Raw genomic sequence first — 15,999 nt, 5'->3', positions numbered from 1 at the left:
GAATTTAAACCTTGATTACGAAGTCTTTGTGATAGGGGTGAAAGTCCTGCTTCTAGGCGTTGTTTTTCTGCATATTCAAAGCGTCTTTTTACATCCTCATCAATCTCTTGTTTATGTTCCCAATAATAAGCTAATGCTGAATAAATTTGACTCATACTTAAATAAGGATATTGAAAGTGTAGTTCTTCAGGACTCCATCCATAAGCTTGAATAGAAGTCACTAATTCAACAATTTTTGTTGATGTTCCTTGGATAAAGGGAATGTTATTTTCATCAATTAGAATGAATTTGTAATCAGTGGTGGTTGTCGGATTCATTAGTTTAAGATATCAAAATTATTATTTTTATCAATCAGGGATGCTTGGGTTATTTCTTCTTTGGGTAAATGCTTGCTGACGACGTAAACTGATTTCATAGAATAAATCGTTAAATTCCTCATCTGTTAAATCATTCCAACTTCCTGCAAACTTTAAAGTATTTTCTAGAATATTCTGTCTTTTCTCAAAAGATAATCTGAAATCATAAATGATGTTATAAATTTTTTCTAACTGTGTATCAGGAATTAAACCTATTTCTTCAATTAACTCATTTCTTAAGTTTAAAGGTTTCATTTACTTATCCTTCATTTCATTTCTAAGTAAGATTTTAAAGTTTCTCTAATTTCATCAGTTAGGTGGGAGATACCCACCATAACTAATCATCAGCCCTAAAAGAGTTAAAACCCTAGTGATTTTTTATCGATTTCGTTAGTTAAAATTGTAAAAAATAAATTACTAGGATTGTTACCGCCTCCTTTACCATAACTTCTTAAGTAATTGTCAAGGGCTTTGTCAACAATTTCAGGGCTAGTGTTATTAATTTTCATCACTAACCCTGGTGTTAATTTAATCCCTGCATTTTCGACTTCATCAAGCATTTTATTGCCAATGGGAGAGGTTTGTTCGCCTATCACACTACTCAACAAACGATTCGCTAATTCAGGATTAACAAATTTAGGTGCGATTTCACAAAACTTGTTAAGTTCTCGAATGAAGTCTAGACGAGAGTCTTTAAGGGTATTATTCATGGTACAATATAGGTAATATGAGTTTTAGGAGGCCAACTGCTGATTAAGTAGTAGATTGGTCTTCTTTGTTTTTAATAGCCTAGCAAATTTTTGGATTGCTTGCAAGAGGGCCAAGCAAATAATTTTTTTGAAATCAAATACTAAACCATAAAGCATTGGCTGAAACCTACACATAACAAAGGTTTCATGCTTATGGTTAAGTTTGAAGTGCATATCTTACCCATGAACTAAATACATAGTAAGTTATACATATTAATAATATACACTTTGATATTCTTAGAATATATTCTATGTACTTGAAATAATATACATATCAAAGTGTATACATTTCATACGCAGTGTATGCTTAGGTAGTAACAAAAAAATTTATGAGTTCATCCACAGAAAGCACCAAATCAATAATTTTCGTTCATGCAGACATCGACTTGTACGGGTTAGGACCCTATGAGTTTCGGCTGTATGCTCATATTGGCCGTCGTGGTAAATGTTATTCGAGCTTAGATACAATTGCTAAGATTTGTAAAATGAGTGTGCGAAGGGCGCAGTCAGGATTGAAAGAATTAGAAAAATTAGGATTAATTGAAAAAGAAGTTCGTAAAGGAAGAACAGATATTTATCAATTAGCACCTAGAAGTAACTGGAAAAGACCAGAAAAATCTCAAGATTTAGATGAAGAAAGGAAAAAAGTACAAGAAAAATTATCTCAAAATGATATTAATAATGAACAAAAATCTTAGAAAATCAAGTAAGGTAAGTATTGTTTACTTTACAAAACCTAAATATAGTATTAAATTGTCTATATTGTTATAATAGAATGAATCCCAATCTAGTTATAAGGTAATGAGTATTATTATCCCTAATGAAATTGTGCAAGCTACTGGAAAAAGCGAAGAATCTTTAAAACTTGAACTAGCCATAATTATGTTTAAAGATTATCATATTAGCAGTGCAAAAGCGGCTAGTTTTGCCAACTTGTCCTTAATTGAATTTCGCCAAGAACTTGCTAAGAGAAATATTTGTATTAATTATGATAGTTCAGATTTGCAAGAAGAATTAGAAACTTTGAAAAAATTAGGTGATCTGTGATTGTTGTTAGTAATACTTCTCCCATTACCAGTTTATCAGCTATAAGCTATCTTAATCTACTTCATGAACTTTATTATTTTTTTTCTTATCTTTAATGGTTACTAATTCTCTTGATGCTTCTCGCCAGTATATTAATTCTTCTTCAATGCTCATATTTTTGATTTTTTCATAAATCTTCTGACTTCCTAACTGTTTTATTTGAACACAATCAAAATTTTTAATCTTCATAATTAATTACCTCTAAAGGGGAATAGATATCAATTTGTGCATATCCTTTAACAACATTGATGGCACGATATAGAGGAATCTTTTGAAAATGCACAATATGCTTAAAATTCCAACTAACAATCATCGAACATCCAGAAACGCTTGCTAAAGCAACATGAAGAGCATCTAACATTGATTTTTTGGTTACGACACCAGCATCAATATAAGCCTGTCTTAATTGTAATGCAGGTGAAGTGATTTCAACTAATTCTGCATAGGTTATCATTTCTTTAAAAAAATCTTTAATTTTTTCAGGTGCTGGTTGAATTTCTCTAGAAACAACAGAAGATATCACCAGTTGAAATTTGCCTTCTTTAACTAAATTAAAAAAAGCAAGAGTTTCTTCTTTAAATTCATCATCAAAAACACCCCCAAAAACAGACGTATCCGCATAAACTCTAATTATTGACCAAAAATTGACTTGTATTCAATCTAACTAGCGATATCTTCTCAAAAACCAGTTTTGTAAAAAATAAAAAAATCCTCCTGTGATTATCATACAAAAGAAAGTGGTAAATTGATCAGCTTTTTCAGGAATGATAACTTTCATAATTTCATAGATGGCATCATATATTTCTGGAAAAATAAAAACAATAAAACCCGCTACAATAATTATAAAACCAATAAAGTAACGATTATCTGAACTCATTTAGATTACTCCTGAATTAGTGACTTACATAGATTGCTAAATCTATTATTCCCACCTAATCTAAATAAATCACAATCCTATAAAAATTAAATGTTCCAGCAATTTCGTAAGGTGGGCATTGCCCACCCTACAATTTAGAACCATGTTATCAAATAAAGTAAAAATGATAAACTCATGGCTACAATTGAAATTAATCTAATTTCTATCAACTCTTTGTAATCATTCATGTTTTTTCTAACGATAGTCTGGGCTTTGAATATCTCTTAAACGGGCTTCTGGACGCAAAAATCTATCCATTTGGGACTCAAAAAATTGCCGATTTTTAAGTAAATGTTTTGGGTTTTCATCGTCTAAAGGATAAAGTAAAGCAGTTCTTAATGCTTGAATCACCGCAGAGGTAACATTGTACATCGAACGCTGAAAAGTAATCCCTAATTGAATTAACATATCCTTTTCACCCCGACAATGTTTTTGATAGTATTCTTTGAGATAATCAGGCAAAAAGTGATACATATCATCCATTAATAATGTAGGAGGAATACCGGCAGTTCCTACGGGGAAAACATCAGCGTACAAAATGCCATAATGGAAGTCTTTTTGATCTTCTGGAACTTGCTTTGCTTGCGCGTTATAAGACTTAGTTCCCCTAAAAGGTGCAGTGCGATAAAAGACGGCTTCAACGTAGGGTAAAGCGGCTTCATACAGCCACATAAACCCCTTAGATTTAGGGATGATTTCATAACATTCATCCCCAATATAAACATGATGATAAATGGGACGGCCAGCAATGGCAAAAATACCATTAATTAAGAAATTCATGGCATCAGGAACCCCTTTAAAACCGCCTTCATCATAAATATCAGACATCTCGAAAAATACAGGGGCCATTACTTCCCAAAACAAACCAAGATTGGAATAATAAGATAACTGCCTTACTTGTTCTAAGAACATTTCCGGGAAAATTTTATATAACCCCAACATAGCAGGATTATTCTTAAAATAAGCTTTAATTGCTTTATCTGCATTGGCTTTATATTCATCCGTATCTAAGTAAGCATCAAACTTACCTAATCCCATATCTCTACCATGCCATAACATTGCTCGCATACAAGCTTCTGCAAATTCCATGTTAATGCGATCGTGGTTAAGATGATGAAATAGCTTGGGCATTTTTCCGGTTTTTCCCTTCTCCATAAACTCTAAAAGTTCAGGGTGTGCGCTTGCTATTCCTCGCCAAATTCTTAAATCAGCATCGTCACCAGCATAGTGATTATGCAGTTCTAAATAGTCTTCGGGTAAGAAATATTTAAAGAAGGGAAGGGGTTCTAAAAAGACTCTTTCAGCAATATATAATAAGTCTCGCCAATAGAAGTCCATCGGCACAGCATAGGCTTTATAAATGCCGATAATTTGCATTAGGTTTTCTGGGGTATCTGGTAACATTGACCCCCCGGCTTCTAAGCGATGAATTACATCAGCAAATTGATGGGTTGATGGGGGAATTTTTGTCGTAGGATTAAGAGTTGCTTGTGTCATGGTAAATTTCTGTTTTTTTACTCGGTTATCAGTTGTAGGGTGGGCAAGATTTTATCTTTATTATTATGTTAAATAACGTTTTTATTTGCCCACCTTACGGTCTGTATTTGGTTCTATTCATTGCAGTGGTAAGGTGGGCAAGGATTTTAGGTTTATTATTATTTTACATATCTCCTTGACTTGCCCACCCTAAGGTTTGTTCACTGCAACTTGGCAACTTGTTCTATTGGGTGAACCTTAAGCACAAACAAATCGGTAGTCGGTTCAATCCATTTCAATAACCAGTTGGGTTGTACACCGAGAACTAGGATAATTAGGGTGAGAACGAGAGCAGGAATAGTTTCAGTGGGTAAAACTGGGGCATAATAAGCCTTTTCGTTGTCTAATTTCCCGAAACAAGTGCGATTCAACAAAATAACAAAGTAAACAGCAGTTAACCCAGAGGCAACAATACAGAGCAAAGTAGGAATAGGAAATGTAGCAAAACTGCCCTGAAATACGATAAATTCAGCAGCAAAGCCCACTAAACCAGGAATTCCAGCACTGGCCATTCCTGCAGTGATTAATAAGGCACTGGTGAGGGGTAAACCGCGTATGGGGTTCATTAACCCGTTAAGTACATCTAAGTCACGGGTTCCGACTTTACGCTCGACAATCCCCACTAAATGGAACAACAGAGCTAAAATTAAGCCATGGCTGATCATTTGAGCAACTGCGCCAAGGGTGCTTAATTGAGTTCCTGCTGCAGCGGCGACTAAAATATAACCCATGTGACCAATGGAACTGTAGGCAACCATGCGTTTAATATCTTTTTGAGCGATCGCACTTAAGGCCCCATACAACACACTCACGGTTCCGATAATCGCCAATCCTGGGGCAATAATAGACCAAGCATCAGGAAATAGTTGTAAACCAAAGCGAATTAACCCATAAGTTCCTAATTTGGCTAAAATTCCTCCTAATAAAATGGTAACGGCTGAAGATGCTTCCGTATAAGCATCCGGTAACCATGTGTGCAAAGGAACTAAAGGAATTTTGATACCAAACCCAATTAATAAAACGGTTAATAGTATCAGTTTGGTATTTAATGCTAACCCTTCTGTGGTGATAACATCGTAGTCAAAACTGCTGGCACCATTAAGAAAACCAATGCCTAAAAATGCTGCTAAAACTAACAGTCCCGAAACCGCAGTATAGAGTAAAAATTTAGTAGAAGCATAGCCTCTTTTTTCCCCTCCCCAAATGGCAATCATTAAATAGAAAGGAATTAATTCCAGTTCGTAAAAAATGACAAACAATAAGAGGTTTTGTGAAGCTAACGCCCCCGTAATCCCTGCATTAATTAACAGAGTCAAAGCATAGTATAAGCGAGGACGTTCGACATTTTCGCCAATACTATAAATTGCAATAATTGTCAAGAGACTATTTAAAGCAATCAGGGGTAATGATAATCCATCAACCCCTAAACTGTAGCTTAAGCCGATAAAATCAGACCAGGGTAAATATTCAGAAAATTGCCACCCTGGATCACTCAAATCAAATTGTGTTAACAACCAAACTGTCGCACCAAAGATAATGAAAGCTAAAATTGTAGTAATTTGTCTTAAGCGAGATGATTCTAATTTTCCTGGGAATAACCCAATAATAATTGATCCTAAAATGGGAAACCAAAGTAGAAAACTCAGCATTGTTTCTCCTAATTCAATGATGATCTAAATTTCCGATAATTAAATAATGAAATTGGAAAAAATCATGCCAACAAAGAGAATGACTCCTAGAAAAATTGACAGAAAGTAAAATTGAGTTTGACCAGAGGCATTATATTTTAAGGTTTCTCCACCGAAAATGGTAGCTAAACCAACTAAATTAATCACTCCATCCACTAAATAGCGATCAAACCAATAGATTACTTGAGAGACTAAACCCACAACAAAAACAATGGTGCTGCGATAAAATTTCTCGGTGTAAAGATCGTAAGCAAAAAAGTCTTGTAAGGCTTTTGATGGTAATTGAATGGGTTTAGGAATATCATCATTAAGATAAAGATAAGCTGCCGTTCCGGCACCGATTAAACTGGTAAGGGTTAATGATCCGGCGACGGTAACATTTAACGCTTGCCAAATCGGTAATAACTGCCATTGATACAATAAAATGGGAACGTGCAGAGCAAACCCCATGGTAACCATCATGGGTAAGACTAACGCCCATAACCCTTCTGGCGATCGCACGGTCATTTGTTTTATTTTTCCGCCAAAAATCAGGCTAAACTCACGAGTCAGACTAAACGCCGTTAACCCATTGACTATCAGCATCACCACCACTAACTGAGGATAACTCAACCAGAGGTTATCGGCCATCTCTGTCAATGTCCAAAAACAGCCCAAGGGCGGAAACGCTATCATCGAGGCAGTCCCAACGAGAAAACAAATACCAGACAGGGGACGACGGGACCATAAACCACCGTATTGGGTTAAATCTTGGGTAATGGTGTTTAATACCACACCTCCCACACTCATCACCAATAAGGCCATGGCGATCGCATAGGTAAACAATAATTTTAAGGCCACTGCATCCTGTTGGGTTCCTACGGCAATGAAGACTAAACCCATGTATGCACTCACCGAATAAGACAGCGATCGCTTAATATCAATTTGAGCCATCGCGATGAAACTGGCACCAATAGCCGTTACTGCCCCTATGCAAATCATAAAGTTAGAAGCCACAGCCGACAAGGCTAACACTGGTTGTAATTTAATCAATACCCAAGCACCGGTAGAGACAACAACGGTATTCCGTAAAATAGTCGCCGGCATAGGTCCTTCCATAGCCTCATCTAACCATAAATGCAAGGGAAATTGAGCGCATTTGGCTAAAGGTCCGGCTATTAAGGCTAAACAGAGTAATGTCGCCGTCGTAGAGCTTAGGGTAGCGGTTTGCGCCCACATCGCTAACTCGTTATAATTCCAAGTTCCAGCTAAGGGTAATAAAGCGACGACTCCCATCAGTAGAATTAAGTCCCCTACCCGTTTGGTTAAAAAGGCATCTCTAGCCCCAGTTACTACTAATGATTGATTGAACCATAATCCAATCAATAAATAGGTTCCTAACGTCAGAATTTCTAGAACAACGTAACTAAAAAATAGGGAGTTACACAAAACAAGGGTCGTCATCCCTGCTTCAAAAAGAGCCAGCAACGAGTAAAATCTTGCCCACCCCCAGTCCATTTCCATGTAACCGATGGCGTAAATTTGTGCTAATAAATTAAGGGCTGTAATTAAGACTAAGGCTGCAATGGTAATGGTTGAAACTTCGATATCAAAAGTGATGTTTAAATCAGCAGCATGAAGCCAAGAAAAAGATAAATAACTTGCAGGTTTCCCCCAAGTTTCTATTAAAGTCACTAAACTATGTATCAAGGCGATTAGAGTCATTACGATATTGACATAACCCGACGGCCTCGGTCCGGTTTCCCGAATAATTCCAGGGGACCAGGGGATTGCAAGTATAGCTCCCATTAGTGCGTACAAAGGAACTAGCCAAATCGTTTGACTTAAAGCTTCTATCATTTGTATTTATCGATGATAAGTTTTACGTCAATTTACTGATATCTATTAAAACAGATTCATAGAATTAAGTCTATGACAGACTCTATAAAATTGTTTTATTGTTGAGATAAGTAAATTAATTATTTATTCTACATTGCTTCGTTGATGGTTCTAGAAAAATAGTATTAAACTAGAGCCTCACAGTGGGCAATAAGATGTCCATTCCTGCTTGATAGGTTAACACCCAACCAACAATAAAAACAATCACAGCACTCATAATAGATAAAACTTTTGTCATTTTAATCTGATTAGGAAGACGTTCAAACAAAGATTTAGTATTGATTAGTAGCAAGCCTAAAGCCGTTAAGGTTCCTGCTAACCCTAAACAGAAAACTAAAACTAACAAAATTCCCCAACCAATTTGACCTAGTGCAATCGTACTAAATAATAACACAAGGGCTGAGGGACAGGGAACTAAGCCCCCTGCAATACCTAAAGTTAACAAACTCCCCCAACTAATCGAATCTGTGTCCCCATCTACTGGGAGATGAGTATGAGTATGATGGGAATGATCATGAGTATGATGGGAATGGTCATGAGTATGATGGGAATGGTCATGACTATGATGGGAATGGTCATGAGTATGATGAGAATGGTCATGGCTGTGAAAACTGGTTTTCTGAGCAAGTAACAGACGCTTTTTCAACAAATGAAAACCCAACGCAACCACCATTAATCCTGAGAGCAAACTTAACCAAGGAAGAAACACCGTCGGTAGAAAATACTGAGAAGCCACCAAAATAAGAAACCCTAACATTAATACCCCTATGGTATGAGTAACAGTTGTGGTTAAAGCTAAAAATAGAGCGTGTTTGGCTTTAGCCTTCGTTCCGACTAAATAAGCTCCTACGAGGGTTTTTCCGTGTCCAGGGGATAAAGCATGAGCAGCACCCCAAACAAAAGCCCCAAATAATGCCACCAGAGAACCCGTTCCTAAGTAAGCTGGTGTGTTAAGTAGGTCTATTTCTAGGGTAGGTTGATAGGGGGTAAACAGATAATTGACCTTTTGACCGTTGCGAAAAATAGTAGTTAGACAGCGAGCATTAGGGGAATTATCTAATAATTCATAATCTATTTTTATTTTATCCACCGGATGTAACCAAGTGTAGGTTAAGCCAATGGTGCTATGGGTATTTTGACCAGAGAAATTTCTTGGCAGTAATTGTTGATTCGTGGCTTCTACTTTTACTGTGGCTGAATGTCCGTGACTATCGTTTAAATGAAGATGACTGGTGAAAAAATTCTGTAGTTGTTGTTGATTATCAGTAATTTCTGCGGTAGATAACTGATAATCATGATTTGTATCAGCGAAATCTAGTAAGTTACTGGGTATAGCTAAGGTAATGCGAGTCATTAAAGGCTCAACGTTAATGTGAGCAACGGCTAAATCCGTACCATGACCATGAAGTGGCTGTATCCTGAATATTGACAACCCTAGTGATATTAAACAAGTTAATACAGCAAGAATAAGCATTTTTTTGCCTGTTTTTACCATTGCTTTAACCCATAATGACTTTCACAAACCTCTGTTAATGCACAAAATAAAGAAGTTTGTACGGTTAGCCCTACATTATCACATTGATTTAGAAAACTGCGAAACCTAGAAATATTCTTGCTCTTGACTATGCCTTGATTGTCTTTGGTTCGGTACGCACTACTATTTTTTTAAGTCAAGACCTTGCAATACTTCGTTACATTCTGTTACATTTATTAACGTAGCCATTCAATCAAAAATAAATTTATGACTTCTCGCAGTTATGTAACCGAAGAACAAGGCCGTTTAAATAACTATGCTATCGAGCCTAAAATGTATGTTGACCAAAAGAAACAATTTGGATTTAATAAATATGCAGAAAAACTCAATGGCCGTCTTGCTATGATTGGTTTTATTTCCCTATTAGCATTTGAAACCTTAACTGGACAAGGTTTGGTTACTTGGTTAACCAATCTCTAAATATAAGAATTCCTTAAAGTAAAATAAATTAGATGCAATTATATGGCTGGTGAGACATAATTAATCACTAGCCATATTATATTATTCATCAAAAATTAGGTAAGAAAAAGAATAAGATTAGTTCGGATTGAAATGAAAATAGGTATGATGGGTGAGTATTTGAGTCCCACCTCATACCTATGTCAAGCTTTTCAATGAAGCCATCCTTTCAGACGACGGGCCACTTGAGGTCGACGTAACTTACGCATCGCTTTACTTTGAATCTGACGCACTCTTTCACGAGACAGGTTAAAAATGCCTCCCACTTCCTCTAAGGTGTGAGGTTGAGCCGTACATAAACCGTAACGTAAAGAGATCACATCTTTTTCTCTTTGGGTTAAGACATCACTTAACACCGCCGAAACTTCATAACGCAACATTCCTTCATTCATCAGTTCTTCAGGAAGTTGTAACTCTTGATCTTCGAGTAAATCAACTAACTCGGTATCTTCCCCTTTACCAACCCGATGATTTAAAGATAAAGATTGTCGACGGAGTTGCAATAACTGACGTAATTGAGAAGGACTGACTTCTAACTCATCGGCCAGTTCTTTTTCATTAGGGTTGCGTTGTAACTTTTGTTTTAGAACCCGTTGGGCTTTTTTAAGTTTGTTTAATTTTTCTACGACATGAATGGGTAAACGAATGGTTCTCGCATCATTGGCAATGGTTCGAGTAATTGCCTGACGAATCCACCAATAAGCATAAGTAGAAAATTTATAGCCTTTATTCGGGTCAAATTTTTCGGCCGCACGATTTAAACCGATCGCACCTTCTTGTATTAAATCTAGGAAAGGAACACCCCGATTAAGATAACGTTTGGCAATGGATACCACTAAACGTAAATTAGAACGAATCATTTTTCGTTTAGCCGTCCGTCCCCGATGCAGGCGATGTTCAAATTGCTTTTGAGTCTCGAAACCCATGGCCTCGCCCCATTCTGCTTTAGTTGGGGGACGTTGTAACTGTTCTTGGAGTTGTTGTCTGCTTTGTTCGGCTTCAACTAAAAACTGGACATGGTGGGCTAATTCTACTTCTTCTTGAGCATTTAAGAGAGGATAGCGCGACATTTCTTTGAAAAATGCCCCAACTGTATCATCAGACACCGTTTTACGATATCCCTCTGGATATTGATTACCTAATTCGTCGGATAATGAGGAAATTTCTACTTCGACAGACTGTAATTCATTTTCGGTTTGTTCAAGTTCTGCGGTTTCGATTTGAGAGGGGTTGAATTCATGGTTTGATTCCGTTTGCATCATTTGTGTCGTCGTGTTCATAAGCTGATACTTCCGAGGAGTAAAACAGGTTTAACAAGTTTGGGAACAATGGGAGAGGAGACGAGGTCAGCTATATCAGGAATTATGGATGATTTGGTGTTAGTTGAACGGGAAAATCTTTAAGATTCTCTTAATAATTTGTCAACCGTCTTAAGGAATACCAATCAATAGCCAAATAACGGAAAAAAAGATCAATAAAGGACAAAACTTAACCTTGCTATTTAATTAGCGTGACTATCGCCTCTGCCCCCCACCAATCGGGATTTGGGAAGACTGGCTGTTTATCAGGCTACCAGAATTATTTAGATGTTTTGTCTATCTAATTACAAAAAGACGATTTTGAAAATGGAAAGAGTAGCTTTTGCGATTAAACTATAGAATATTTTCAACATTTGACTGTCTCCTTCACACTAGGAATGCAATTTTTTCTTTGGTTATTCACTAACTTATCTGATGCAGGGGGAATTTTTCATCCTTTTTGAGATAAAGTTTTGTTAAGGAGTAATTTCAGATAACTTAATGAAGAAAATAACAAAAAAATAATTGTTGTATCTGTTTATACTGTAACCGATTTAACCAAAACTTGTGTAGGGATTCCTCATATTTCGTATCATATAGACTTATTGCACAAGTGAAGCAACAGAGAAAAGCTGATATCTTGCACCTTCGATCAAACTCGTTAGTGAGGATGAATTAATATTCTTCTTCTCGTGCTTACCCGAATAACTTACTTAATGACAACGGAAAACCATAATAATGAAAAGTTATCGAGATTTTTTAATTAGAGATTGGCAAGAAAGGGATCGAGAGGAAGTTATCCAATTAATTGCTTTGGTTTTAGATGAGTATGGACTGTCTTTTGAACCTAACGGGGCCGATGTTGATGTGGTAGAAGTTAAACAATTTTATCAAAAAGTAGGGGGTCAATTTTGGGTTGTGGAACTGAATCATAAAATTGTTGGAACCGCCGGTTATTATCCCATTAGTCGAGGCGATCGCGCTGTAGAAATTCGTAAAATGTATTTATTACCTTCGGTCAGAAAAAAGGGGTTAGGAACCTATTTATTGCAAAGTTTAGAATTAGAAATAGTCACTCAAGGATATCAACAAATTTGGATAGAAACCGCTAGTTGTTTAACCGAAGCTATTAAACTTTATGAAAAGTCTAATTATCAACGGAGTAGCGGAGTGGAAACCCCTCGATGTGACCGAGTTTATCTTAAAGTTCTCTAAAAAATTACCATCGAATTATAAATAAGAAGATTGAAAATTAATAACAATTTTTGCCCGTTTATCAATTCTTGATTAGACTAGATTGAATTAATCTGTGACAGTCTTCTACTGAGGCTCGTTTTTCCATCATTTTAACCAATTCTTGGTAAGTAGTTTGATGACGAATCAATAAATTTTTCGCTTGTAATAATGCCCAACTTTCTTTTTGAGGATAGAGATGGTAAGGAATGTCTAAAATTTTCATGATTTCCCGTAAATTTTGTTTATCTTCTTCTCCCCCTTCGGCTGTTTCATACATAATGTTTTCCGCAGCAATACCAGCCATTAAGACGGTAAAAGTTCTCTCAAGAATTAGGGGATTTTTGCTAACTTTTTCTTCATCCGATAAGAGACTAAAATCAAATTGTACCCCTCCTATCCCGGCTTTTTCTCCTTGTTTGAAAGTTTCCCACGCAGATAAAGCATAACCAGTGACAGGAATACCTAAACAATAAGCTGCTAAAAAATGCCCGGCTTCATGATGAATAATACGTTGACGTTGTTCAGAAGAGGTAAATAAGTCCAAAAATAAGGTTAACCCTTTCCCTCCCCAACTGAAACTATCCACCGTGGCCAAGCCTAAGATTGCAAAAGTAGTGGCCGCAGGAATAAATGGGGATATATTTAAAACAGGACTGAGTAATGCCGATAAAGTCATGGCAAAAACTGCGATCGCTACCAAGTTTAACGATGTTTGTTCCATAACACAGAAAATAAAATAGAATTAAATTTCTTAACTTAATTTTACAATACACCTTAATTTCTCACAAATTCTCAAACTTACATCTTGCACCTTCGATAAAACTAGCTAGTTTAGGGAGGGAACAGGGAACAGGGTTCATTTTGATGCTAACTGCTTAAGAAGTTATTTTCTGTCTTTTGTAGTTGAGTTTCTATGTGCTGGTGCAAGATGTCAGCAAAGGAACTAACTAATCTGTGACTGTTTCCTAGGTTAAATAAACTTAAGCGATCGCCTCTGATTAATCAACAAAGGCGATCTCAAAGAAATCCGAGAAGCGATGGGCTTTTTCTGTGTCTAAATGCAGATTATTATGCATGATTTCGATACCAATCAATGGTATTTTTCAAGCCTTGTTTAAAGTCCATCTCAGCCACAAAACCAAACTTTTCTTTCGCCCTTTGTGTATCTAAACAGCGACGGGGTTGGCCATTAGGTTTATCGGTTTGCCAAACAATTTTTCCTTCAAATTCCATTAATTCACAAATTAATTCAGCCAAATGTTTAATAGAAACTTCGGCATTGGTTCCTAAATTAACCGGGTCAGGCTCATTGTATAATTGGGTTCCCATAACGATACCTCTTGCTGCATCGGTAGAATATAAAAACTCCCTAGTCGGGGAACCATCCCCCCAGACAAAAAGCTCTTTTTTCCCCTCTTTTTGTGCTTCATAAACCTTATGAATTAAAGCAGGAATAACATGGGAACTTTGGGGATTAAAATTATCTTCGGGTCCATATAAATTAACCGGCAGTAAATAAACGCCATTAAACCCATATTGTTGACGATAGGATTGTAATTGAACTAATAACGCCTTTTTAGCAATACCATAAGGAGCATTGGTTTCTTCAGGGTAGCCATTCCAGAGATCATCTTCTTTAAAGGGAACAGGGGTAAACTTAGGATAAGCGCAGATGGTTCCCACACAAGTAAATTTTTCAACTCCTGCTTCATAGGCAGCATGAATGAGTTGTGCGCCCATCATTAAGTTATCGTAAAACAATTCGGCTGGTTTTTCTTGGTTTAAGCCAATTCCTCCCACATGGGCAGCCAAATGGATCACAATATCTTGTTGTTCGACTGCCCGTTGACACTGATCAAGTTGTCGTAAATCACAATCACGAGATCGAGGAATGGTAATTTTTTCGGGTTGTGCGCCGGCAGACACCAACTCATTAACCACTTGTTTACCGAGAAAACCCGCCCCACCGGTTACCAAAATTTTTTTATCAATTAAATCTAGCATTGTGTTGATACTCCCTTGATCCCTGAAGTCGGTGAACAGTTGCTTATAATTAGTTGTCAAGTTTAAACTGAACCCCTAATTATTAAACAACTGACGGCCGCAATTAGTCCACCATAACGCTCATAGGTTGACGTACATAAGCATTATCCTTGAAGAGTAACACTTTGTCATTAGATGTTTCGTTAGGGGAAGAGAGGCCTAAAGCAGCTAAGTCTGCTTCTACCATCAAATGGACTAACTGCTCGAAAGTCACAGACGGTTCCCATTTTAATTTTGTTTTGGCTTTGGTGGGATCACCGATTAATAAATCCACTTCTGCCGGTCGTAAATAACGCTTATCAAAGTCTACATAATCTTCCCAGTTCAAATTGACGTACTTAAAGGCAATTTTCAGGAAGTCTTTAACCGAATGGGTTTCTCCAGTTGCTACAACATAATCATCAGCTTGCTCTTGCTGTAGCATTAACCACATTGCTCTAACGTAGTCTTTAGCATAGCCCCAGTCCCGTTTTGAGTCTAAGTTACCTAAATATAATTTTTTCTGGGTTCCTGCGACGATACGGGCGATCGCTCTCGTAATTTTCCGAGTAACAAAGGTTTCGCCACGACGGGGGGATTCGTGGTTAAATAAAATCCCGTTACAGGCAAATAAATCGTAGGATTCGCGATAATTTAGGGTTTGCCAATGGGCATACACCTTAGCACAAGCGTAGGGACTTCGGGGATAAAAGGGAGTGGTTTCTTTTTGGGGGATATCTTGAACCTTACCAAACATTTCCGATGATCCGGCTTGATAGAAACGGACTTCAATCCCTGTGCGTTGTTGATAGTCACGGATGGCTTCTAATAAGCGTAAAGTTCCCATTCCCACAGAATCCACTGTATATTCTGGAGAATCAAAACTGACCCGAACATGAGATTGCGCCCCTAGGTTATAGATTTCAAAGGGTTGGACTTCTTCTAAAATCCGTCTTAGGGTGGTTCCGTCGGTTAAATCTCCGTAGTGTAGAAATAACTTAGCCTCGGTTTGGTGAGGATCAACATAGATATGATCAATGCGATCGGTGTTAAATGTTGAGGTTCGACGGATAATCCCATGAACTTCATAACCTTTTTGTAATAACAACTCACTGAGATAAGAACCGTCTTGTCCAGTAATTCCAGTGATCAGAGCGCGTTTTATTTGAGTCATCGCTTAGTTATCCTAAATATGAGAGAAACTTAAATTAAGTTTTGTGATCAGCTTGAGTCTTAATAAC

General features: G+C 37.0%; 18 protein-coding genes. 4 read left to right on the top strand and 14 right to left on the bottom strand.

The features are described 5' to 3' along the window. The 3 genes from C4E06_RS13750 to C4E06_RS13740 all read right to left on the bottom strand — a co-directional run. On the bottom strand, positions 1-317 hold a 317-nt coding region (locus tag C4E06_RS13750), incomplete at its 3' end, for a DUF433 domain-containing protein (protein WP_107668589.1). A 30-nt stretch (positions 318-347) separates the two neighbouring features. Beyond that, positions 348-611 (bottom strand): hypothetical protein, encoded by a 264-nt coding sequence (locus C4E06_RS13745; RefSeq protein WP_107668588.1) that lies wholly within the window; start codon positions 609-611, stop codon positions 348-350. Between the two features lie 104 nt (positions 612-715). Further along, positions 716-1,066 carry a hypothetical protein gene (locus C4E06_RS13740; RefSeq protein WP_107668587.1) on the bottom strand — a complete coding sequence of 117 codons (351 nt, stop codon included), beginning with the start codon at positions 1,064-1,066 and terminating at the stop codon, positions 716-718. Between the two features lie 368 nt (positions 1,067-1,434). On the opposite strand from C4E06_RS13740, the gene C4E06_RS13735 reads away from it, so the two are divergent. Beyond that, positions 1,435-1,803 (top strand): helix-turn-helix domain-containing protein, encoded by a 369-nt coding sequence (locus C4E06_RS13735; RefSeq protein WP_107668586.1) that lies wholly within the window; start codon positions 1,435-1,437, stop codon positions 1,801-1,803. A gap of 103 nt (positions 1,804-1,906) precedes the next feature. Continuing rightward, positions 1,907-2,152: a UPF0175 family protein gene (locus C4E06_RS13730; RefSeq protein ID WP_107668585.1), complete on the top strand. Its 246-nt coding sequence runs from the start codon at positions 1,907-1,909 to the stop codon at positions 2,150-2,152. 51 nt (positions 2,153-2,203) lie between these two features. Here C4E06_RS13730 and C4E06_RS27940 read toward each other — a convergent pair whose 3' ends face one another. From C4E06_RS27940 to C4E06_RS13700, 7 genes are all read right to left on the bottom strand, one after another. Continuing rightward, on the bottom strand, positions 2,204-2,380 hold the full coding sequence (locus tag C4E06_RS27940) for a hypothetical protein (RefSeq protein ID WP_198648673.1): 177 nt from the start codon (positions 2,378-2,380) through the stop codon (positions 2,204-2,206). Further along, a complete protein-coding gene (locus C4E06_RS13725; RefSeq protein WP_232826249.1) occupies positions 2,370-2,714 on the bottom strand; it encodes a hypothetical protein in 345 nt (114 codons plus the stop codon). Before C4E06_RS13725 ends, C4E06_RS27940 begins: the two co-directional genes overlap by 11 nt. Positions 2,715-2,855: 141 nt before the next feature. Continuing rightward, positions 2,856-3,068 (bottom strand): hypothetical protein, encoded by a 213-nt coding sequence (locus C4E06_RS13720; protein ID WP_107668583.1) that lies wholly within the window; start codon positions 3,066-3,068, stop codon positions 2,856-2,858. 234 nt (positions 3,069-3,302) lie between these two features. Further along, positions 3,303-4,604, bottom strand: a complete 1,302-nt coding sequence (locus C4E06_RS13715; RefSeq protein WP_107668582.1) for a CO2 hydration protein — start codon at positions 4,602-4,604, stop codon at positions 3,303-3,305. A gap of 200 nt (positions 4,605-4,804) precedes the next feature. Next, the gene (locus C4E06_RS13710; protein WP_107668581.1) at positions 4,805-6,292 is read right to left on the bottom strand and encodes an NADH-quinone oxidoreductase subunit M; all 1,488 of its coding nucleotides are present in this window, start codon (positions 6,290-6,292) and stop codon (positions 4,805-4,807) included. 39 nt (positions 6,293-6,331) lie between these two features. Beyond that, positions 6,332-8,170 (bottom strand): NAD(P)H-quinone oxidoreductase subunit F, encoded by a 1,839-nt coding sequence (locus tag C4E06_RS13705; RefSeq protein WP_107668580.1) that lies wholly within the window; start codon positions 8,168-8,170, stop codon positions 6,332-6,334. Between the two features lie 169 nt (positions 8,171-8,339). Beyond that, positions 8,340-9,704 carry a nickel/cobalt transporter gene (locus C4E06_RS13700; RefSeq protein WP_107668579.1) on the bottom strand — a complete coding sequence of 455 codons (1,365 nt, stop codon included), beginning with the start codon at positions 9,702-9,704 and terminating at the stop codon, positions 8,340-8,342. Between the two features lie 246 nt (positions 9,705-9,950). Between C4E06_RS13700 and C4E06_RS13695 the strand changes: the two genes are divergently transcribed. Further along, the gene (locus tag C4E06_RS13695) at positions 9,951-10,163 is read left to right on the top strand and encodes a chlorophyll a/b-binding protein (RefSeq protein WP_107668578.1); all 213 of its coding nucleotides are present in this window, start codon (positions 9,951-9,953) and stop codon (positions 10,161-10,163) included. Between the two features lie 191 nt (positions 10,164-10,354). Here the strand turns inward: C4E06_RS13695 and C4E06_RS13690 are convergent, their stop codons facing one another. Then, entirely contained in the window at positions 10,355-11,482 is a 1,128-nt protein-coding gene (locus C4E06_RS13690) for an RNA polymerase sigma factor, RpoD/SigA family (RefSeq protein ID WP_107668577.1), read from the bottom strand. A gap of 756 nt (positions 11,483-12,238) precedes the next feature. On the opposite strand from C4E06_RS13690, the gene C4E06_RS13685 reads away from it, so the two are divergent. After that, positions 12,239-12,715: a GNAT family N-acetyltransferase gene (locus C4E06_RS13685; protein ID WP_107668576.1), complete on the top strand. Its 477-nt coding sequence runs from the start codon at positions 12,239-12,241 to the stop codon at positions 12,713-12,715. A 61-nt stretch (positions 12,716-12,776) separates the two neighbouring features. On the opposite strand, the gene C4E06_RS13680 is transcribed toward C4E06_RS13685, so the two are convergent. From C4E06_RS13680 to gmd, 3 genes are all read right to left on the bottom strand, one after another. Then, entirely contained in the window at positions 12,777-13,457 is a 681-nt protein-coding gene (locus tag C4E06_RS13680; RefSeq protein ID WP_107668575.1) for a hypothetical protein, read from the bottom strand. Positions 13,458-13,804: 347 nt separating this feature from the next. Then, on the bottom strand, positions 13,805-14,740 hold the full coding sequence (locus C4E06_RS13675) for a GDP-L-fucose synthase (protein ID WP_107668574.1): 936 nt from the start codon (positions 14,738-14,740) through the stop codon (positions 13,805-13,807). 103 nt (positions 14,741-14,843) lie between these two features. Further along, positions 14,844-15,932, bottom strand: a complete 1,089-nt coding sequence (gene gmd, locus C4E06_RS13670; RefSeq protein WP_107668573.1) for a GDP-mannose 4,6-dehydratase — start codon at positions 15,930-15,932, stop codon at positions 14,844-14,846. Positions 15,933-15,999: the final 67 nt, after the last annotated feature.

The organism is Cyanothece sp. BG0011, assembly GCF_003013815.1.
Taxonomy (GTDB): Bacteria; Cyanobacteriota; Cyanobacteriia; order Cyanobacteriales; family Microcystaceae; genus Crocosphaera.
The sequence above is the reverse complement of the archived record's forward strand: the minus strand, read 5'-3'. Positions and strand labels throughout refer to the sequence as shown.

Bases quoted from the DNA above. Each gene is read 5' to 3' on its own strand.
- C4E06_RS13715 (WP_107668582.1), bottom strand. From the start codon at position 4,604: ATGACACAAGCAACTCTTAATCCTACGACAAAAATTCCCCCATCAACC.
- C4E06_RS27940 (WP_198648673.1), bottom strand. From the start codon at position 2,380: ATGAAGATTAAAAATTTTGATTGTGTTCAAATAAAACAGTTAGGAAGT.
- gmd (WP_107668573.1), bottom strand. From the start codon at position 15,932: ATGACTCAAATAAAACGCGCTCTGATCACTGGAATTACTGGACAAGAC.
- C4E06_RS13695 (WP_107668578.1), top strand. From the start codon at position 9,951: ATGACTTCTCGCAGTTATGTAACCGAAGAACAAGGCCGTTTAAATAAC.
- C4E06_RS13745 (WP_107668588.1), bottom strand. From the start codon at position 611: ATGAAACCTTTAAACTTAAGAAATGAGTTAATTGAAGAAATAGGTTTA.
- C4E06_RS13735 (WP_107668586.1), top strand. From the start codon at position 1,435: ATGAGTTCATCCACAGAAAGCACCAAATCAATAATTTTCGTTCATGCA.
- C4E06_RS13740 (WP_107668587.1), bottom strand. From the start codon at position 1,066: ATGAATAATACCCTTAAAGACTCTCGTCTAGACTTCATTCGAGAACTT.
- C4E06_RS13705 (WP_107668580.1), bottom strand. From the start codon at position 8,170: ATGATAGAAGCTTTAAGTCAAACGATTTGGCTAGTTCCTTTGTACGCA.
- C4E06_RS13720 (WP_107668583.1), bottom strand. From the start codon at position 3,068: ATGAGTTCAGATAATCGTTACTTTATTGGTTTTATAATTATTGTAGCG.
- C4E06_RS13710 (WP_107668581.1), bottom strand. From the start codon at position 6,292: ATGCTGAGTTTTCTACTTTGGTTTCCCATTTTAGGATCAATTATTATT.
- C4E06_RS13685 (WP_107668576.1), top strand. From the start codon at position 12,239: ATGAAAAGTTATCGAGATTTTTTAATTAGAGATTGGCAAGAAAGGGAT.
- C4E06_RS13730 (WP_107668585.1), top strand. From the start codon at position 1,907: ATGAGTATTATTATCCCTAATGAAATTGTGCAAGCTACTGGAAAAAGC.
- C4E06_RS13675 (WP_107668574.1), bottom strand. From the start codon at position 14,740: ATGCTAGATTTAATTGATAAAAAAATTTTGGTAACCGGTGGGGCGGGT.
- C4E06_RS13700 (WP_107668579.1), bottom strand. From the start codon at position 9,704: ATGGTAAAAACAGGCAAAAAAATGCTTATTCTTGCTGTATTAACTTGT.
- C4E06_RS13680 (WP_107668575.1), bottom strand. From the start codon at position 13,457: ATGGAACAAACATCGTTAAACTTGGTAGCGATCGCAGTTTTTGCCATG.
- C4E06_RS13690 (WP_107668577.1), bottom strand. From the start codon at position 11,482: ATGAACACGACGACACAAATGATGCAAACGGAATCAAACCATGAATTC.